The organism is Kangiella shandongensis (assembly GCF_020005365.1).
In the GTDB taxonomy this organism is placed as follows: Bacteria; Pseudomonadota; Gammaproteobacteria; order Enterobacterales; family Kangiellaceae; genus Kangiella; species Kangiella shandongensis.
In genome coordinates, this window is the sequence record NZ_JACNML010000004.1 from 67,646 (window position 1) to 86,486 (window position 18,841).

At 46.5% G+C, this 18,841-nt stretch carries 16 protein-coding genes; 14 read left to right on the forward strand and 2 right to left on the reverse strand.

The annotated features are described in order from the left end of the window. Positions 1-18 precede the first annotated feature (18 nt). The 9 genes from murD to lpxC all read left to right on the forward strand — a co-directional run bounded on the left by murD (position 19) and on the right by lpxC (position 10,978). Complete coding sequence (gene murD, locus H7708_RS05430; RefSeq protein WP_223669463.1) at positions 19-1,347, forward strand: UDP-N-acetylmuramoyl-L-alanine--D-glutamate ligase; 1,329 nt, start codon at positions 19-21, stop codon at positions 1,345-1,347. Beyond that, positions 1,344-2,570: a putative lipid II flippase FtsW gene (gene ftsW / locus H7708_RS05435; protein ID WP_223669464.1), complete on the forward strand. Its 1,227-nt coding sequence runs from the start codon at positions 1,344-1,346 to the stop codon at positions 2,568-2,570. Before murD ends, ftsW begins: the two co-directional genes overlap by 4 nt. Continuing rightward, positions 2,563-3,738, forward strand: coding sequence for an undecaprenyldiphospho-muramoylpentapeptide beta-N-acetylglucosaminyltransferase (gene murG, locus H7708_RS05440; RefSeq protein ID WP_223669465.1), 1,176 nt, complete (start codon positions 2,563-2,565; stop codon positions 3,736-3,738). The genes ftsW and murG overlap by 8 nt, the downstream gene beginning before the upstream one ends. Next, positions 3,725-5,179, forward strand: coding sequence for a UDP-N-acetylmuramate--L-alanine ligase (gene murC / locus H7708_RS05445; protein ID WP_223669466.1), 1,455 nt, complete (start codon positions 3,725-3,727; stop codon positions 5,177-5,179). The genes murG and murC overlap by 14 nt, the downstream gene beginning before the upstream one ends. Continuing rightward, positions 5,179-6,153 (forward strand): D-alanine--D-alanine ligase, encoded by a 975-nt coding sequence (locus tag H7708_RS05450; RefSeq protein ID WP_223669467.1) that lies wholly within the window; start codon positions 5,179-5,181, stop codon positions 6,151-6,153. Before murC ends, H7708_RS05450 begins: the two co-directional genes overlap by 1 nt. A 2-nt stretch (positions 6,154-6,155) precedes the next feature. Continuing rightward, on the forward strand, positions 6,156-6,941 hold the full coding sequence (locus H7708_RS05455; RefSeq protein WP_223669468.1) for a cell division protein FtsQ/DivIB: 786 nt from the start codon (positions 6,156-6,158) through the stop codon (positions 6,939-6,941). A gap of 4 nt (positions 6,942-6,945) precedes the next feature. Further along, positions 6,946-8,172 (forward strand): cell division protein FtsA, encoded by a 1,227-nt coding sequence (ftsA, locus tag H7708_RS05460; protein ID WP_223669469.1) that lies wholly within the window; start codon positions 6,946-6,948, stop codon positions 8,170-8,172. A gap of 97 nt (positions 8,173-8,269) precedes the next feature. Continuing rightward, on the forward strand, positions 8,270-9,445 hold the full coding sequence (gene ftsZ / locus H7708_RS05465; protein WP_235727525.1) for a cell division protein FtsZ: 1,176 nt from the start codon (positions 8,270-8,272) through the stop codon (positions 9,443-9,445). A 618-nt stretch (positions 9,446-10,063) separates the two neighbouring features. Next, the gene (gene lpxC, locus H7708_RS05470; protein WP_223669470.1) at positions 10,064-10,978 is read left to right on the forward strand and encodes a UDP-3-O-acyl-N-acetylglucosamine deacetylase; all 915 of its coding nucleotides are present in this window, start codon (positions 10,064-10,066) and stop codon (positions 10,976-10,978) included. Positions 10,979-11,030: 52 nt separating this feature from the next. Here the strand turns inward: lpxC and H7708_RS05475 are convergent, their stop codons facing one another. After that, the gene (locus tag H7708_RS05475) at positions 11,031-11,345 is read right to left on the reverse strand and encodes a DciA family protein (protein WP_223669471.1); all 315 of its coding nucleotides are present in this window, start codon (positions 11,343-11,345) and stop codon (positions 11,031-11,033) included. A gap of 136 nt (positions 11,346-11,481) precedes the next feature. On the opposite strand from H7708_RS05475, the gene H7708_RS05480 reads away from it, so the two are divergent. The 3 genes from H7708_RS05480 to H7708_RS05490 all read left to right on the forward strand — a co-directional run bounded on the left by H7708_RS05480 (position 11,482) and on the right by H7708_RS05490 (position 15,814). Next, positions 11,482-12,402 carry a M23 family metallopeptidase gene (locus tag H7708_RS05480; RefSeq protein ID WP_223669472.1) on the forward strand — a complete coding sequence of 307 codons (921 nt, stop codon included), beginning with the start codon at positions 11,482-11,484 and terminating at the stop codon, positions 12,400-12,402. 304 nt (positions 12,403-12,706) lie between these two features. Next, positions 12,707-15,421: a preprotein translocase subunit SecA gene (secA, locus tag H7708_RS05485; RefSeq protein WP_223669473.1), complete on the forward strand. Its 2,715-nt coding sequence runs from the start codon at positions 12,707-12,709 to the stop codon at positions 15,419-15,421. A 9-nt stretch (positions 15,422-15,430) separates the two neighbouring features. Continuing rightward, complete coding sequence (locus tag H7708_RS05490; protein WP_223669474.1) at positions 15,431-15,814, forward strand: NUDIX domain-containing protein; 384 nt, start codon at positions 15,431-15,433, stop codon at positions 15,812-15,814. Here the strand turns inward: H7708_RS05490 and yacG are convergent. After that, on the reverse strand, positions 15,811-16,008 hold the full coding sequence (gene yacG / locus H7708_RS05495) for a DNA gyrase inhibitor YacG (protein ID WP_223669475.1): 198 nt from the start codon (positions 16,006-16,008) through the stop codon (positions 15,811-15,813). The two genes, H7708_RS05490 and yacG, sit on opposite strands and share 4 nt — an antisense overlap. Positions 16,009-16,549: 541 nt before the next feature. On the opposite strand from yacG, the gene H7708_RS13425 reads away from it, so the two are divergent. After that, positions 16,550-16,996 (forward strand): pilin, encoded by a 447-nt coding sequence (locus H7708_RS13425; protein WP_268884890.1) that lies wholly within the window; start codon positions 16,550-16,552, stop codon positions 16,994-16,996. Between the two features lie 78 nt (positions 16,997-17,074). Then, positions 17,075-18,808, forward strand: a complete 1,734-nt coding sequence (locus tag H7708_RS05510; protein WP_223669476.1) for a PglL family O-oligosaccharyltransferase — start codon at positions 17,075-17,077, stop codon at positions 18,806-18,808. Positions 18,809-18,841: the final 33 nt, after the last annotated feature.

Genomic DNA, 18,841 nt, shown 5'->3' on the forward strand with positions numbered 1-18,841 from the left:
TAAAGGTTTTAAACGCTGATGCAACCACACGCAACTGAACATAAAAGCCGCTTAATACTCGGGTTAGGTCAAACCGGGCTGTCGGTTGCGCGTTATTTAGCCGCCAACAATCAGTCATTTAAGGTCATGGATTCGCGTGAGCAGGCGTCGGGTGCTGCTGAGCTGGCGAAGCTCGATCCTGATGCTTTACTGCCCTGGAATGGTCAGCAGATGCTGGGTTACGACCAGCTGGTGGTGAGTCCGGGAATTGCGGTAACGCATCCAGACATTGCCCAGGCGAAAGAGTTTGGCGTCGAAGTGGTTGGCGATATTGAGTTGTTTGCCCAGGTTAACCGGTTACCGGTGATTGCGATTACAGGCTCTAACGGAAAAAGCACCGTTACAGAGTTAGTCGGCAAACTGATTGAAGCAAGCGGCATCAGGGCATTAGTTGGCGGTAATATCGGCCAACCAGCATTGGATTTGTTGCAGCAGTCAGAAGCTGGGGGTGTGGTTGTGCTTGAGTTGTCGAGTTTCCAGTTGGAGACCACTTACTCGCTTAATCCAGTCGCCGCGACAATATTAAACGTTAGTGAAGATCATCTGGATCGTTACGTCGATTACAAAGCTTACGTGGAAGCGAAGCAGCGAATCTTTAATCATGCCGAAGCGATTATCGAAAACGCGGAAGATGAAATGACTCAGCCGGGTGCTGCGGTCAAGGCTAAGGTGACGTCGTTTGGTTTTGCCTCTCGTTGTGATTGGCAGGTTGACCTGCAGCAAGGTGTTTTATTCGGCAATCGTCAGGCTATTCTCGACTTGGCAGATCTGCAGCTACAGGGGGCGCACAATGCGTTGAATGTTGCGGCAGCGTTTGCGCTTCTTGAAGCGGCGGGCATCACTATGAATCAGGATATGATTGAGTGTGCCAAGCAGTATCGTGGTATGCCACATCGTAGTCAGCTGGTGGCCGTTAAAAACGGCGTGACCTTTATTAATGATTCGAAGGCGACCAACGTGGGGGCAACGGTTGCAGCGATTAACAGCTTTACCCCGCAGTTTGATCGAAAGGTGGTACTCATTGCAGGTGGTGATGCTAAAGGCGCGGACTTATCGAGCCTGGCCGATAGTATTGAAAAGCACGTGAAAACGCTAATTTGCTTTGGCAAGGATGGACTCGAGATTTCCAAACTGGCACAGGATCGTTCGTTGTTGGTTGAGAATTTACCTCAGGCGGTAGAGCAGGCGGTTGCTTCAAGTCAAAACGGCGATTGTGTTTTATTATCTCCAGCCTGTGCCAGCCTTGATATGTTTAAAAACTATATCGAGCGTGGCGAGCTGTTTGAACAGTTGGTGGAGGCGATATGACGAGCATCATCAAAGTATTGCGTCTTAACGACTTCGTCGAACAGCTGAAGCTTTCGGATCCGAGAACACGTCTGGATCCCTGGTTGCTCGGTCCTGTGATTACTCTGTTGGCGATTGGGGTGGTGATGGTGGCATCGAGTTCCATGCCGTATGCCGAAGACCATATGAAGGGTAATGAATTCTATTTCCTGATCCGTCACAGTATTTATCTATCAATCGCGATTGTAGCAGCAGCTTTAGCACTACAGCTGGATACGCGCTTTTGGCAGGAAAATGGCCCGAAGCTACTGGTTTTTGGCATTGTGTTGCTGGTGGTGGTACTTATCGTTGGGCGTGAGGTCAACGGTAGTAAGCGCTGGATTGGTGTCGGTCCATTCACTCTGCAGCCAGCCGAGTTGATGAAGTTCTTTTTAGTGATTTATCTTGCTGGCTATTTAGTACGCCGCAGTGATGAACTACAGACTCAGATCAGGGGCTTTATCAAGCCGCTGGTGGTGATTGGCCTGGTTGTCGCCTTCTTATTGTTGCAACCGGATTTCGGTACTTCTGCCGTTATTGTGGCAACAGCACTGGCAATGATGTTCCTCGCTGGCGCGCGACTGTGGCAGTTTATTACCCTGACCGGTTTTGTTGGAATCGTGATGGGACTGGTGGCATGGCAGGAGCCGTATCGCATGAAGCGGCTAACCAGCTTCCTTGATCCGTGGGCCGATCAATTTGGCAGTGGCTATCAATTAGTACAGTCACTGATTGCCTTTGGCCGCGGAGACTGGTTCGGAGTTGGTTTAGGTAACAGTGTACAAAAGCTGTCATATTTGCCTGAGGCGCACACCGACTTTGTCTTTGCAGTATTTGCGGAGGAGTTCGGTTTTGTTGGCGTGTTGCTGGTCATTACCATGTTCGCGATTATTTTCTGCAAAACGCTCAGTATTGGGCGTCGCGCTCTGAAAATGGAACAATATTTTGCCGCTTATATGTCATACGGTATCGGTTTCTGGTTGAGCCTTCAGGCTTTAATTAATATCGGTGTGGCCAGCGGATCGTTGCCAACCAAAGGGCTGACGTTGCCATTTATCAGTTACGGCGGTAATTCGCTCATTGTCAGCTGTGTGGCAATGGCGGTATTACTACGTGTCGATTTTGAAGTGCGCCGCAAAGAGCATGCCTTTTCACGTGCTAAAAGTGGTTATCACAAAAAGAGTCAAGGAGGTCATGATGAGTGACTCCGTTAATAAAACCATTTTACTCATGGCTGGTGGGACCGGTGGACACATTTTCCCGGCACTGGCAGTGGGGAAAGAACTGCAGCAACAAGGTTGGAAGTTGCATTGGTTAGGCTCTGAAGGTGGTATGGAAGAGGAGCTGGTGCCGAAGCATGGCATTCGTATGACGCTGCTGCCTGTGAAAGGTATTCGAAAGAAAGGTTTGGCTTCTCTGATTAAGGCGCCGTTCCAATTATTAAAAAGCGTCATGATGGCGCGTAAAGTGATTAAGAAAGTGAAACCGGATGTGGCGCTGGGAATGGGCGGTTTTGCCAGTGGACCTGGCGGTATTGCGGCGAAGCTGTGTGGCGTACCGCTGGTTCTGCATGAGCAAAATGCGATTGCCGGCATGACTAACCGTTACCTGAACCGTCTAAGCAATATCACCTTGCAGGCTTATCCGGGAGCGTTTGTTGAAGTCGATAAAGTAGCAACGGTGGGTAATCCGGTGCGAACCGATTTAATAGCCATCGCGGATGCGGAACAACGTATTCAACGCGATAGCGGTACCATCAATATTCTGGTCGTTGGCGGTAGTCGTGGTGCCATGATTTTGAATCAGAAAGTGCCAGCGATGCTGGATATTATTAATGATGATTTAACCCTGAATGTTCGCCACCAGTGTGGCCGCGGTAATTTAGGTGATGTTGCGGCGCGCTATAAGCAAATTAAAAACCAGTTAGTGTCGCATGATGTTACTGAGTTTATTGATGATATGGCTGCGGCGTATGAGTGGGCGGATCTGGTCATTTGCCGAGCAGGTGCCCTGACTGTTGCTGAAGTGGCGATGGCTGGGTGTGCTGCCATCTTCGTTCCTTACCCGCACGCTGTGGATGATCATCAGACACACAATGCACGCTACCTGGCTGATCAGGGAGCGGCGGTAATTATTCAGCAGCATGATCTGGATGAGCAACAATTAGCGCATCAGACAACGTCATTGGCCAATGATAAAGCGCACCTGATTGAGATGGCTGTGACGGCGAAACAATTAGCGAAGCCTTACGCAACACAGCAAGTAGCAGACTATTGTAAGCGGGCGGCGATTGGTGATTTTGAAATTAAAGAAGAGGCAAAGGTGGCGACAACCAAGAGCACGGCGTCGGAGGATGTGAATGAGTCAAGATAACCTACAGCAGACTATCCCTGAGATGCGCCGAATTAAGCGAATTCATTTTATTGGTATCGGCGGTGCCGGTATGAGCGGTATTGCCGAAGTATTATTGAACCTGGGGTATAAGGTGAGTGGTTCGGATTTACGCCAGAGTCACGTTACACAGCGACTACAAGATCTGGGGGCAGAAATATTCCTGGGGCATCGGGGTAACAATATCCTGGATGTGGATGTGGTGGTTTGTTCGACTGCTATTCCAGAGCATAACCCGGAGATCGAAGCGGCTAAAGAGCGTCGCGTGCCGATCGTGCGCCGAGCTGAAATGTTAGCTGAGTTGATGCGTTTCCGACACGGAATCGCTGTTGCGGGAACGCACGGTAAAACGACCACCACCAGTTTATTGGCCAGTATTTATGCAGAAGGCGGTTACGACCCAACCTTCGTGATTGGAGGCTTGCTTAATAGCGCGGGCTCTAACGCCAAATTAGGTAAAAGTCGTTACTTTATTGCGGAAGCCGATGAAAGCGATGCTTCGTTCTTACACCTGCAACCGATGGTGTCGGTGGTGACCAATATTGAAGCGGATCATATGGACACTTACGGCGGTGACTTTAAGAACCTGGAAAATAATTTTATCGATTTCCTGCACAATCTGCCGTTTTATGGTCTGGCTGTGATGTGCATTGACGATGAAACGATCCAGGAACTGGCGTCAAGAATTTCACGTCCGACGGTGACCTATGGCTTCAGTCAAAGAGCGGATGTAAGAGCGATTGATTATGAGCAGCGCGGTACTAAGAGTTATTTCAAAGTGGTGCGGCGTGATTGTGTCGGTGAGCTGGATATCGAGCTGAATTTACCGGGCAAACACAATGTGCAGAATGCTCTGGCGGCGATCGCCGTGGCGACAGACGATGGTGTCAGTGATAAAGCGATCCAGACAGCCTTGTCGAACTTTGAAGGCATTGGTCGTCGCTTCCAGATGTACGGTGATTTTACCGTGAACGGTAAAACGATCACTCTGATTGATGATTATGGCCATCATCCAAGCGAAGTGAGTGCGACCATTAAGGCATTACGTAAAAGTTGGCCGGAACGCCGTCTGGTAATGGTGTATCAGCCACATCGTTACAGCCGTACGCGTGATCTGTATGAAGATTTCTGTGCCGTGTTGAGTGAGGTGGATGAGTTGGTGATGCTCGAGGTGTACCCGGCAGGCGAGGAGCCAGTACCGGGCGCTGACAGCCGCTCACTGTGTCGCAGTATTCGCCAGCGCGGCAAGATCGAACCGATTTTTGTAGAAACCCCTGAAGAGCTGCCGGAAGCGTTATCGCACTTGTTAGAAGACGGCGACGTCCTGGTAACGCAAGGTGCGGGGAATGTGGGCGGCCTGGCACCATCCTGGGTACAGGTTGGGTTGGACTTTAAGCAACTCATGAATAAGGAGCAAAAGTAATGGCCGTTCGCTCCCCGACAGATTATGGCAAGGTCGCTGTGGTATATGGCGGCTACTCGGCTGAGCGAGAGATCTCGCTGGTGTCGGGGGAGACTGTGTATCAGGCGTTAATCAATGCTGGTGTGGATGCACACAAAGTAGATCCAAAAGTCGATGGTTTATCGGCAATTACAGAGCAAGGCTTCGATCGGGTATGGAATGCTCTGCACGGTCGTGGTGGTGAAGATGGAGTTATCCAGGGCTTTCTGGAACTGCACCAGATCCCATACACCGGCAGTGGCGTCATGGCGTCAGCTATCGCTATGGATAAGTTGCGCACCAAGTTGCTATGGAGTGCACAGGGATTACCGGTAGCCAAACACAAGATGGTGTCAACCGGTGAACTGTCGGCAGCTGATGCGAAAGCACTGTTAGCAGAATTGAATGGCTGCGTTATGGTCAAGCCGATCCACGAAGGCTCCAGTGTGGGCATGGCGAAGGCGGATACCGTAGAGCGTCTGCAACAGGCAGTAACCGCAGCACAGCAGTTTGATCGAGAGATTATGCTCGAGCAATGGATCCACGGTGAGGAATACACAGTAGCCATTTTAAACGGCAAGGCTCTGCCCAGTATTCGCGTGGAAACGCCGCATACGTTTTACGACTTTAAGGCGAAGTACAACAGCAGTGACACTCAGTATCACTGTCCAAGCGGTCTGTCTGCGGATGAGGAGCTGTGCTTGGCCGGCTTAAGTGAAAAGGCGTTTAATGCATTGGGTTGTAGTGGCTGGGGGCGCGTAGATTTTATGCGTGACAGCAATAGCGGTGACTGGCTGCTACTGGAAGTGAATACAGTGCCAGGCATGACACAGACATCGTTGGTGCCAAAAGCAGCAAAAGTAAAAGGCTTTAACTTTGAGCAATTGGTGTTAAAGGTTTTGGACACCAGTTTTGATAGAACAACGGCACTGTCTGCTAACGGAGAGGTGAAGTAAGTATGGCTAAGATGGCAACCCGTAGCGATAAGCAGGAACGTTCTTACAGCGGCTTTAAAAAGTCGTTGAAGTGGACGGCTGGTTTACTGGCGGGTGCCACGGTTGCCGGTGCTTTAGTGTTTGGTGGGATCTGGCTGTTCAGTATTAATACGGACAATGTTTTCCCCATCAATAAAGTTGAATTGCGAAAGCAGCAGTTTACCAACGCTGTAGGTGTCTATGAGGTGTTGCGTTCGATCGAGGATCGCGGCTTTTTCACCATGGATATGCAGCAGGTGGAAGAACAGTTACTGCAACTGCCCTGGATTAAGGCGGCGCAGCTACGAAAAGTTTGGCCGGATACGTTACAGGTGATGGTGCAGGAGCATCAGCCAATAGCTTATTGGGGAGAGGCTGGCGTGGTTTCACAGCAGGGCGAAGTGTTTTACCCGGTCGAAATGCCGCAAGCTGAATGGGTGCAATTAGAAGGACCAGACAAGATGGCAAAGGATTTAACGGAATTATTACAGCTCTATCAGGAGCAGTTGTTGCAGAAAAATATGGTGATAGAAAAAATGCAGTTAAGCCAACGTGGGGCGATAGATATCGTGCTGACCGATGGCTTGGAAGTGAGGTTAGGTAATGTGCATGTGGAGGAGCGAATTGAACGTTTCCTGCAGTACATCGACAGCGTGAAGCAACAAAAAGATGCCACTTTGGCATATGTAGATTTGCGATATCAAAACGGTATGGCAGCGCAATGGTTAGAGAATAAAACGTCAGTGACAAGTGACGGAGGCAGTAGATAAGGCTATGTCAAGATCATCAGATAAACGATTAATTGTGGGGCTCGATATCGGTACGTCCAAGGTCGTGGCCATTGTTGGCGAGGTCGGGGCTGACGATACTGTCGACATTATTGGTATCGGCTCGCACCCTTCGCGTGGCCTGAAAAAAGGCGTGGTGGTAAATATTGAATCTACTGTTGCCTCCATTCAGCGTGCGGTGGAAGAAGCTGAGTTAATGGCTGGTTGTCAGATTCATTCGGTGTATACCGGTATTGCTGGCAGCCACATCAAGAGTCTTAATTCGCACGGCATCGTGGCAATTAAAGATAATGAAGTGACACAGAGCGATGTGGATCGGGTGATTGATGCAGCTAAAGCTGTTGCCATCCCGGCCGATCAAAAAATTATGCATGTTTTGCCACAAGAATTTGTCATCGACAATCAGGAAGGCATTCGAGAGCCGGTTGGTATGTCCGGGGTTCGTCTGGAAGCCAAAGTACACATGGTCACTGGTGCGGTCAGTGCGGCGCAAAACATAACTAAGTGTGTAGCGCGCTGTGGACTGGAAACGGAAGACGTTATCTTAGAGCAGCTGGCGTCCAGTTACTCGGTACTAACCGAAGACGAAAAAGAGTTGGGCGTGTGCTTGATCGATATCGGTGGCGGAACCACGGATATCGCGATATTCACTGGCGGCGCAATCCGTCATACGGCGGTTATTCCAATCGCCGGCGATCAGGTGACCAATGATATTGCGGTGGCGCTTCGAACGCCGACGCAGCATGCCGAAGATATCAAAGTGAAATACGCCTGCGCTTTACGTCAGTTAACCAACCTGGACGAAACGATTGAAGTACCAGGTGTCGGCGAGCGTCAGCCACGTCGTGTTTCTCGCCAGATTCTGGCGGAAGTTGTAGAGCCACGTTACAGCGAATTATTCGAGTTGGTTCATGCCGAAATTCGCCGCAGCGGTTTCGAAAATTTAATTGCTTCGGGCATGGTCATCACCGGTGGCGGCTCGAAGATGGAAGGGTTAATGGAATTGGCGGAGGAAGTGTTCCACATGCCAGTTCGTCAGGGATTGCCACAGCACATTAAAGGTTTAGTGGATGTGGTGCGTAATCCGATTTATGCCACGGGCGTTGGCCTCTTGATCTACGGTAAACAGGATCTGGGTCATCATCGTGAAAGAAATGTAACCGGCTTTAATGGGCTCTGGGAGCGCATGAAAAGCTGGTTCAGTGGATTTTAATCGTGAGCGTATTAACGATTAAAGTGGAGAAATCACTTAAGGCAAACGACTTAAGCTTAAGTGAAAAATTGGCTAAACAATCGAAGGGGATATAGTTATGCCTAATATGTTTGAACTTGTCGATAGCTGCCAGAATAGTGCAGTGATCAAAGTCATCGGTGTGGGTGGCGGCGGCGGTAATGCCGTTGAGCACATGGTTAAAGCCAACATCGATGGTGTGGAATTCATTTGTGCCAATACGGATGCGCAGGCATTGGATTCGTCCAGTGCAAAAACATCTATCCAGATTGGACAGAACATTACCCGTGGTCTTGGTGCTGGTGCCAACCCTGATGTTGGTCGCCAGGCGGCACTAGAAGATCGTGAACGCCTGATGGAGGTGCTGCAAGGCTCGGACATGGTGTTCATTACAGCAGGTATGGGCGGCGGTACCGGTACCGGTGCAGCACCAGTGATTGCTGAAATTGCTAAAGAGATGGGGATCTTGACCGTTGCCGTGGTCACTAAGCCATTTAAATTTGAACGCAAAAAGCGTATGAAACTGGCGGAAAATGGTATTGATGAATTGCGTAATGTCGTAGATTCATTAATTATCATTCCAAACGATAAGCTGGTTTCACAGTTCGCTGGCCTACGTTTGACCGAAGCTTTTGCATCGGCAAACTCAGTACTGCATGGTGCGGTTCAAGGTATTGCTGAATTGATTACCTGCCCAGGCCTTATCAACGTCGACTTTGCCGACGTACGTACGGTGATGGCTGAACAAGGTCAGGCCATGATGGGGACAGGTATTGCCTCAGGCGAAGGACGTGCTCAGGTTGCTGCCGATATGGCGATTGCGAGTCCACTGTTAGAAGATGTGGACCTGGCAGGAGCTCGTGGTATTCTGGTCAATGTCACGGCGAACGAAGAGTTCACCATTGATGAGTTCTCTGAAGTTTGTGAAGTGATTGAAGAGATTGCTCATGAAGACGCCATTGTGGTCGTCGGAACGGCTATTGACGATTCGATGGGTGACGAAATGCGAGTTACGGTTGTTGCCACTGGCCTGGGTCAGGAAGCTGGCATGCGTCTGGTCAGCGACAACAAAGAAAAAGAGATTCGTAAGCCAAGCGGTGAAGTGGATTTCAATAAACTCGATGTGCCACCAGCAGCGCGTAAGCAAGCAGGCGTTGAGGAGTCACCAGATAACTCTACTCAGAAAGTGGCGGTTGGGAGCGACGTTGATAACTTCCTCGACATTCCGGCATTTTTGAGAAAGCAGGCGGACTAAAAAGAGGATAATGAACATTTTAGAACAGACAGGAAGTTATGGCAGGAACGTTAGAGGTGTTATGTTCTGATGGAATGAAACTAAAAATCGATCTGGCGTTCATAGAGTGGAGGAGGCCATCCCTTCGAGCCTCCTTAGCTCACCTTGCTCTGCATTCAGTGCCGATTAAGGGAGTCAATAGGAAAATTAGGGATGAACTGTTAATTTGAATGGAATTTAGGGGTTGTTGTTCTTTAGTAAAGCGTCTCTGTTGTATCTAAAATGATGTCAATCACGGCGTGAGGTATTTAGATTTAGTCATTCTGAATCAATAACTCACAACAAAGAGTGGCGGCATTTTAGCCACAACCCACAGGGCTGAGACGATTTTTTTGCCCAGCATTGTTATAAAAAGTGTTAATAAGATAGACTATTAATCACTTTTGATGCCTGGCTGGACCAAAAAATAGCTGTCAGCAGAGATACTTTACTAAAGAACAACAACCCCAGAATTCAAACAATTGTTCAAAAAATGTTCAAAAATTGTTCAAACAATAGAAATATTGTGGTAATATGCGCTAAAATTTGACTATCTTCCACCTTAAGTTCTTGATTTTTCAAGAAGTTGGAGAACACTGAATGATAAGACAACGTACGTTGAAAACAACCATTCGCGCCACTGGCGTAGGTTTACACACTGGAGATAAAGTGTATTTAACCCTACGACCAGCTCCAGTGGATACAGGGATTGTGTTCCGTCGCGTTGATCTGGACCCTATTGTAGAAATTGATGCTAAACCTGAAAATGTTGGTGATACTACGCTTTCGACCTGTTTGGTCAAAGACGGAGTGCGTATCTCCACGGTCGAACATTTATTGTCGGCGATGGCAGGTTTAGGCTTAGATAATGCTTATATCGATGTCTCGGCACCCGAAGTTCCGATTATGGACGGTAGTGCGAGCCCATTCGTGTTCTTATTGCAATCTGCCGGCGTGACCGAGCAGAATGCACCGAAGAAATTTATTAAGATCAAGAAAAAAGTGACCGTGGAAGACGGTGATAAAAAAGCGACTTTTGAGCCTTTTGATGGTTTTAAAGTGGCTTTTACTATTGACTTTGATCACCCGGTGTTTAAGAAAAGCAGTCAAACGTCGGTTATTGATTTCTCGACTACGTCTTTCGTTAAAGAGGTCAGTCGGGCGCGTACCTTCGGTTTTATGAAGGATATCGAGTTTTTGCGAGCGAACAATCTGGCACTTGGCGGCAGCCAGGATAACGCCATTGTGATGGATGATTTCCGCGTCCTAAACGAAGATGGCTTACGCTATGATGATGAGTTCGTAAAACATAAAATTTTGGATGCGATTGGCGATCTGTTCCTATTGGGCCACAGCTTGATCGGTTCGTTTGTTGGTTATAAATCAGGCCACGCCCTGAATAACCAGTTGATCAGGACCTTGATGGCTGACGAGTCAACCTGGGAATTAGCGACTTATGAAGACGCGAAAGCCGCGCCAATTTCATACATAATGAACCCTGCGCTGTCAGTATAATTTACAGTTAAATAATAATAAAAAGCGTAGGTTAGCGTCGATTATTTTACATTCAAAATTGACTTGGCTTCGTTTTTATCTGAATATTAGCTAATGAGTAGTGGCCATTTTTACGTAAATTGGCCAGGAGTTCAGATGAAATATAGCGAAGTCGTGTACTCCACACCGCGCTTTCCGCGGTAATGACAAGGCTGGACTGGTTGTATTCAGAAACTACGCACCGGCCTTTGAGTTCTTCAGGAAGAAGGCGTTGTACACTTTCGTTGATGGATTGCAGGCTGTTGGACTGTTTCAATAGCCCGCGTAACAAACCTTCGGGTTTGTCGAGTATGTCAGCCACGGACTTGGCTCGGGAAGGACGCTTCATAAGCTCATATTTCTGGGCTAAGTTTGGGTCGGTCTACTATTGTAAGCCGGCAGAGTAGAATTTGTCATCCTAAACAGGACCGTTTGCTGCGTAAAACAGTAAACATCGTGATGACTTGAATGACTTTTGGTTGATTATGCGAATTACGATTATTAAAAGTGATCAGAAAGGAATCAAGGCAGTGGAGTTAGGAAGGCAAAAACTTATAGTGACCTGCATACTGAGTGTGATCAGTGTGATGGCCATTATTGGTGCCACGTTTTATACCACCAAGTGGGCTTTACAACAGGATCTGGTCAGCGAGTCTGCGATCCAGAAATGGCAAGTTGAGCTTGCGCAGCAAAAGCAAGAGCTCGAAAGAGCCAAGCGTCTATCCGAAGATAAAGTTCAGGCATTGTCCAGCCGTTTAGCTTCCATGCAGGCCCACATTCTGCGTCTTGATGCTGCCGGCGCCCGTTTGGCTTCAGAGGCAGGCATTAAAGACGAGTTTGGCTTTGGGGAAGCGCCTGCGATGGGCGGGCCAAACGAGGATGTATCTGCTGATAAAGCGACGTACCATGACGTAGCTTCTTCTCTGGATAACATCCAGAGTTCAATTGAAGCGAAAGAGCAACAGCTATTTGCGCTGGAGTCTCTGTTATTAGACAAAAATATCAGCGCAGAGCAAAAAATTTCAGGCCGTCCGGTGAATACGGGGTGGTTATCTTCGCCTTACGGCTATCGGGCGGATCCTTTCACGGGGAAACGTGCATGGCATGCCGGTATCGACTTTTCAGCACTTGCCGGCTCTGACGTCGTGGCGACAGCGGCAGGAGTGGTTACTACGGTCGAGCGTAAATCTGGCTACGGTATTTTCGTTGAAATCAGTCACGGTGATGGTTACACCACGCGTTACGGACATAATAAAACGGTACTGGTTAAAAAAGGTGATCTAGTCGAGAAAGGTGAGGTTATTGCTAAGGTGGGCAGTACAGGCCGCTCTACGGGGCCACATGTACATTATGAGGTCACTCGAAATGGTAAGCGGGTTAACCCTTGGGGTTATCTGAAGCAATAAGTTTGAGCAAATAATAACAATGAAAAGCCGGGCGGAAGCCCGGCTTTTTTGTGTCGGTCTGTGATATAAATGACCTGTGGCTGACATAATAAAAAATAATGTTGAAATACTGAGTGTATGACCCCATCTGATGAGAATACTGCTCGAAAAAACCGAATCAGGCGTTTACAGCTACTAGAATATCGGTACAATCGAGTGCTTAATGATAATTCTCTAAGTTGCTGCCAGCTGACCTTTGAGGGGTCTATAAAGTGTCGGAGCATATCGAGTGGCAACTTTGTAACTTAATAAAAGAACCAATAGCATGAGTTTCCTTAGCAAAATATTCGGCAGTCGAAATCAACGAACTATCAAACGCATGAGTAAGCTGGTAGATAGCATTAACCAGCTTGAAGCAAACTTTGAGTCTTTGAGTGATGACGAGATCAAGGGCAAAACCGCGGAGTTCAAGCAACGTCTTGAAAGCGGGGAGAGTTTGGATGACTTGCTGCCAGAAGCTTTTGCCGTGGTTCGCGAAGCCAGTAAACGTACACTTGGTATGCGCCATTTTGATGTGCAGCTTATTGGTGGTATTACGCTACATCAGGGGAAAATCGCGGAGATGCGTACCGGTGAAGGTAAAACGCTAGTCGCGACGCTTCCTGTGTATCTTAATGCCCTTGCTGGCGAAGGCGTTCACGTTATTACAGTTAACGATTACCTGGCGCAACGTGATGCTGAGTGGATGGCCCCAGTTTATGACTTCCTCGGCATGTCGGTTGGTGTGATCTTATCCGGCCAGTCACACGAACAAAAACAGGATGCTTACGCTGCCGATATTACCTACGGTACCAACAACGAGTACGGCTTTGATTATCTGCGCGATAATATGGCTTTTGAGAAAGAGCAACGTGTGCAGCGTGAGCTGAACTTTGCCGTTATTGATGAGGTTGACTCGATCCTGATCGACGAAGCGAGAACCCCATTGATTATTTCGGGGCAGGCAGAAGATAGCTCCGAAATGTACCGTGCCATTAACCAGTTAATCCCGCAGCTGCAACTTCAAGACAAAGAGTCGGAAGAGGGCGAAGAAGATACTGGTGATTATACGATAGATGAGAAAGGTAAGTCTGCCAACTTAACTGAGCGTGGCCAGGAACGAGTAGAAGAGCTACTACGTAGTAATGGTTTATTACCTGATGGACAGAGTTTATACAGTCCAGCCAGCATTATGCTGTTGCATCATGTTAATGCTGGCCTTCGTGCTCATACCTTGTTTAAGAAGGACGTTGACTATGTGGTCAAGGATAACGAAGTGGTTATCGTCGATGAGCATACCGGACGTACCATGCCGGGCCGTCGCTGGTCTGATGGTTTGCATCAGGCGGTAGAAGCTAAAGAAGGCGTTAATATTCAGAACGAAAACCAGACTTTGGCGTCGATTACCTTCCAGAACTATTTCCGACTGTACAATAAATTATCCGGTATGACGGGTACCGCAGATACTGAAGCGACTGAGCTGCACATGATCTACGGTTTGGAAGTGGTGGTCATTCCAACAAACCGCCCAATGCAGCGTCAGGACTTACCGGATCTGATTTACTTAAGTAAAGAAGAAAAGTACGCAGCCATTATCGAACAGATTAAAGAGTTGCAGGAAAAAGGTCAGCCTATATTGGTCGGCACCGTTTCTATCGAGTCGTCAGAGCTGATCGCTAATGCGCTGAAAAAAGCTAAAATTAAGCACCAGGTCTTGAACGCAAAATTCCACGCTAAAGAAGCCGACATTATTGCGCAAGCTGGTCGTCCAGGGACCGTCACGATTGCGACCAATATGGCCGGTCGTGGTACCGATATTGTGTTGGGTGGTAACTTGCAGGCGGACATCGCGGCGCTAGGCGAAAACCCATCTGAAGAGAAAGTTGCTAAGGTTAAAGAAGAGTGGCAAAAACGCCATGATCAAGTACTTGAGGCTGGCGGCTTAGCCATTATTGGTACCGAGCGTCACGAGTCTCGTCGTATTGATAACCAGTTACGAGGTCGTTCTGGCCGTCAGGGCGATCCTGGTCTGAGCCGTTTCTACCTATCGTTGGAAGACGATTTGATGCGGATTTTTGCGTCTGATCGACTGGGTATGATGATGCAGCGTCTTGGTTGGGAAGAGGGCGAAGCGCTTGAGCACAAAATGGTCTCCCGTGCGATTGAAAATGCGCAGCGTAAAGTCGAGCAGCGTAACTTCGATATGCGTAAGAACTTACTTGAATATGATGATGTCGCAAACGACCAGCGTCGTGTGATCTATGAGCAACGTAACGAGTTGATGGAGTCTGATGATATTCAGGAAACTATCGAAGACATGCGTTATGATGTGGTGCAGGATGTTATCAGTCAGTATGTACCGCCGCAATCAATCGAAGAAATGTGGGATATTAAAGGCCTGGAACAGCGACTCGAGCAAGACTTTGCTATTGAACTACCGGTGCAGCAATGGCTGGATGAAGATGACAAGTTTGCCGAAGAAGAGTTGCGTGAAAAAGTTTATCAGGAAATCCAGAAGGCTTATGACGAGAAAGAAGGCTTATTGCCTGAGCCTAAGATGATGCGCCAGCTGGAAAAGCAGGTGATGTTGCAGCATCTGGATATGCACTGGAAGGAGCACCTGGGTAATATGGACCATCTTCGCCAGAGTATCCATCTGCGCAGTTATGCGCAGAAAAACCCGAAGCAGGAGTATAAGCGTGAAGCATTTGAGTTGTTCTCGGGCCTATTGGATAACTTAAAGCACGATGTGGTTACTGTATTGTCCAAAGTAAAATTCCGTCTGCCGGAAGAGGTCGAGGCAATGGAGCGTCCACAACAGGATGCATCACAAATGAACATGCAACATGAATCAGCCTCAGCTATGCCTGCAGATCAGGAAAGTCAAACCCAGCGTCAGGCTGAAACCTTTGTCCGTGAACAACCTAAGGTTGGTCGTAACGAGCCCTGCCCGTGTGGTTCAGGCAAGAAGTTTAAGCACTGCCACGGAAAAGCGTCTTAATAACAAAAGATGGAAACGGTTAGAGTCGCGGTGGCGGTAATTATTATCGCCGACCGCGTTTTAATTGCTAAAAGAGCAAAACACCAGCACCAGGGTGGCCTGTGGGAGTTTCCGGGCGGTAAGATAGAGCCGGAAGAGTCCGTAGACAGTGCACTTGAAAGAGAGTGTTTCGAAGAGCTGGATATATCCCCCTTGCAGATCAAGCCGCTGACTACTATTGAGCACACCTATCCAGATAAAGCCGTGCGGCTGGAAGTCTGTACTGTGCATGATTTCCTTGGAGTTCCTAAAGGAAAGGAAGGGCAGCCGCTTACCTGGTGCCCACTACAGCAGTTGTCGTCTTTTGATTTTCCTGAAGCAAATCACTCGATTATCGAACTTATCGTTGCCTAACGTTCGTTTTTAGAAAGTTCTTCTATGGTTTGAGGATCGAGTTCCTGTCCGGCAATTTTATGACCTTCACTGGCCCACTCCCCTAAATCAATTAATTTACAACGTTTGCTGCAAAACGGTTTGAAATCGTTACTGTCGGTCCAGGCCACAGACTGAGAACAGGTTGGACATTTTACTATCATGGTTTCAGACATAAGTTAATCTGTTTTGGCTTACTAAATTGCAGCGTAGCATACCCGCACTCGTGTAAAAAATCGAGTTGAGACATTCCCTCGCTTGGCATTGCTGTTAATTCAATTATAACTTACATAGTCTTTATGATAAGAAAGTCAAATAAAACAGGAGGTTAAAGTTTGTATTCGTTGGTTTAACGAGTAAACAGAAATCGAATACGGGTTTTTCTTGTCTTGAGTGACAAATTTTGTCAGTAAAAGGTTGAGTCGGTTGATAAATGAACAGTTTTAGGTGGGTTAGCGATGCGGCTGTGCATACAAATGTGAATTAAGTCATTGTTTTAATTGCCTGTCGAAAAATTTTACAATAGATAGTTGCTATCTTTTAATCGGAAAGTTATATTGATTTATAGAATTTGTTCTGGCGCTGATTTGCGTTTTCTTGCTTGTGCATAAAAAGCATTTGGTGACAAAGCTGAGGGAACACAAGATTTCTTGACGCAAGTTAGACAGAATAAATCCTTGAAAACTTTTTTGCAAAATTATGATAGGAGAGAGTCTCATGCAAACTAAAAAACAAGCGGGTTTTACCCTGATTGAATTAATGATCGTTGTAGCGATCGTCGGTATCTTGGCTGCAGTAGCTATCCCAGCTTACCAAGATTATATTAAGCGTTCTAAAATGTCAGAAGTAATGGCTACGGCTGGTGCTTGTAAAACATCGATTTCGGAATATGCCGCGTCAAACAATGAGCTTCCAGCTACCACAGCTAGTGCTGGTTGTAGCTCTGGTTCACAATATGTAGCTGATCTACAGGTTGCTACTGGTGTTATCACTGTTACTTCTCAAAATATTGGTACAGGTGCTGATGGCCAAGCGGTACTTTTAACTCCTGTAACATCTACTGGTGCAGCAGTTACAAATGCTAACCCTGATCAAATTGGTGGTTGGAACTGTACTAATGCTGGTGGTGTTGAGTCAGAATACTTGCCTGCTAATTGCCGATAATCAGTAATCAAGAGCAAGGAAAAGCGAGCATCTGCTCGCTTTTTTTTTAACTTAACTAAGACTTTTATCAGGTACCCAATGATAAAACTAAATAAAATAACGTTTATAGTATTTGGATTATTCTTTCTTTTTATTACACATATATGGTCGCAAGCGTTTGGTGTCGTTGGTTTAGGGCTCCAACAGAATAATTATTCGTGGCTGTTTGTAAGTGTAGTAGTGGCGCTAGCGTTGTGCCATATTCACTATACTAAAAGTATAGTGTTGCCACCATTTTGGGTAAAAGGCAGTATCGCTCTACTGGTTATTCTAGTCCCATTTATTTTTGGAGATAAAAATTTCATTAGAGAAGGTATTCTTCTGCCATTAGGCTTAATCACAATTTGGATTTTCTCTTTAGCAGTCATCCAAATAGACATAATCAGGAAGGAGCCTTGGTGGCTTATTGTTTTTCTAATGGCATCAATTTTCATTCAAGTGCTCTGGGGTTTTCTTGAAACATTCCACGCGGTAATGGTTAACCATACAAATAATGCTCTACTGCTCGATCCTGGGGCAACAGGTGTATTTAACCAAAAAAATGTTTTTGGTAGTTTTTTGGCAACTGGTTTATCTCTCAGCTTATTCAGTCTCACGAAATATAATTTCCAAAGAGTAAAGTTACAAAAAATCACTAATTTTTTGCATTTGTTCTTCGTGTTAATTGCTGTGTTTACTCTTGTATTTTCAAATTCTCGAGTCAGTTATATCGGCTCAATTATAGGTGTGTTACTCGTATTACCGTATGCATTACACCAAGACAAAAAGAAAACAATAATTTGGCTTCTTTTTGGTATTGCCAGCCTAATTATCTCTCTTATATTGCTAAGCTCTATCGGAAGAGTAGAAAAAGAATTAGCTTCGGGAGGGGAACGAATTGGAATGTATTTAACGTGCTTGTACGCAATAATGGATGCGCCTATTTTTGGGCATGGCCTTGGTAGCTTTGAGTCCGTTTACACAGAAAAGTTTGCAGTTTTGTTTCAGCTTGGTAGTTTACCGGAAGCAAGCCAACATAAGAATTTGATTCATCCTCATAATGAAATACTATTGTGGGGAGTGGAGGGTGGGTTAGTATCCATTCTGGGGTTATTAGGAATGGTTTTTATCCTGTTTAGACATTTATTGAGCAAATCTTTTAAAACTGTTGCAGCTATAGGACTATTATTTCCAATTATTTTACATAGTATGGTTGAAATGCCATTCTACCAATCTGCATTACACCTGATTACATTAACGCTGTTATATATATTTAGTTACCTTTTTGTTCATAGTGAAACGAATGACACGATAATTTCACTGAAAAAAACCAGCCTATTGCCTGCGACTGGTATATTGTTCTTAGTGGCGGCTACTTTAGCTTTTTCGTTGAACATAAAATCATTAAACACTTTTACAAATTTCTTGAATCAGAAGAACCGGAATATTGAGGCTTTAAGAGGCGTGTCCGTTTATTTTGGATGGGAGAACACTTATAACTATATTTACAATGCAAGTTTGTCTCAGATAGGTATTCGAAATGATAAGGCTGAGTTAAGCAAACCCTACATTAAATGGGCGGAGCAGGCAATTAAGACAACCCCTAAGCTTGATTACTATAGGACTTTGATATACGCCTACGAGAATACAGGCCAGATAAAGAGAGCATTCGAGACTGCTTCTAAATTAGATTACAATTACAGGACTCATAAGCCAACACAGCGATGGCTAGATAACTTTTACAAGCATATGGAATCAAAAGGTTATTTACGAGAGAGCTACTCCAGCAATTGACATTTGTGACGTTTTAATAAAGTATATTTAAGT

Bases quoted from the DNA above. Each gene is read 5' to 3' on its own strand.
- murG (WP_223669465.1), top strand. From the start codon at position 2,563: ATGAGTGACTCCGTTAATAAAACCATTTTACTCATGGCTGGTGGGACC.
- H7708_RS05475 (WP_223669471.1), bottom strand. From the start codon at position 11,345: ATGAAGCGTCCTTCCCGAGCCAAGTCCGTGGCTGACATACTCGACAAA.
- H7708_RS05450 (WP_223669467.1), top strand. From the start codon at position 5,179: ATGGCCGTTCGCTCCCCGACAGATTATGGCAAGGTCGCTGTGGTATAT.
- H7708_RS05510 (WP_223669476.1), top strand. From the start codon at position 17,075: ATGATAAAACTAAATAAAATAACGTTTATAGTATTTGGATTATTCTTT.
- yacG (WP_223669475.1), bottom strand. From the start codon at position 16,008: ATGTCTGAAACCATGATAGTAAAATGTCCAACCTGTTCTCAGTCTGTG.
- murC (WP_223669466.1), top strand. From the start codon at position 3,725: ATGAGTCAAGATAACCTACAGCAGACTATCCCTGAGATGCGCCGAATT.
- H7708_RS05455 (WP_223669468.1), top strand. From the start codon at position 6,156: ATGGCTAAGATGGCAACCCGTAGCGATAAGCAGGAACGTTCTTACAGC.
- H7708_RS05480 (WP_223669472.1), top strand. From the start codon at position 11,482: ATGCGAATTACGATTATTAAAAGTGATCAGAAAGGAATCAAGGCAGTG.
- H7708_RS05490 (WP_223669474.1), top strand. From the start codon at position 15,431: ATGGAAACGGTTAGAGTCGCGGTGGCGGTAATTATTATCGCCGACCGC.
- secA (WP_223669473.1), top strand. From the start codon at position 12,707: ATGAGTTTCCTTAGCAAAATATTCGGCAGTCGAAATCAACGAACTATC.
- ftsW (WP_223669464.1), top strand. From the start codon at position 1,344: ATGACGAGCATCATCAAAGTATTGCGTCTTAACGACTTCGTCGAACAG.
- ftsA (WP_223669469.1), top strand. From the start codon at position 6,946: ATGTCAAGATCATCAGATAAACGATTAATTGTGGGGCTCGATATCGGT.
- murD (WP_223669463.1), top strand. From the start codon at position 19: ATGCAACCACACGCAACTGAACATAAAAGCCGCTTAATACTCGGGTTA.
- ftsZ (WP_235727525.1), top strand. From the start codon at position 8,270: ATGCCTAATATGTTTGAACTTGTCGATAGCTGCCAGAATAGTGCAGTG.
- H7708_RS13425 (WP_268884890.1), top strand. From the start codon at position 16,550: ATGCAAACTAAAAAACAAGCGGGTTTTACCCTGATTGAATTAATGATC.
- lpxC (WP_223669470.1), top strand. From the start codon at position 10,064: ATGATAAGACAACGTACGTTGAAAACAACCATTCGCGCCACTGGCGTA.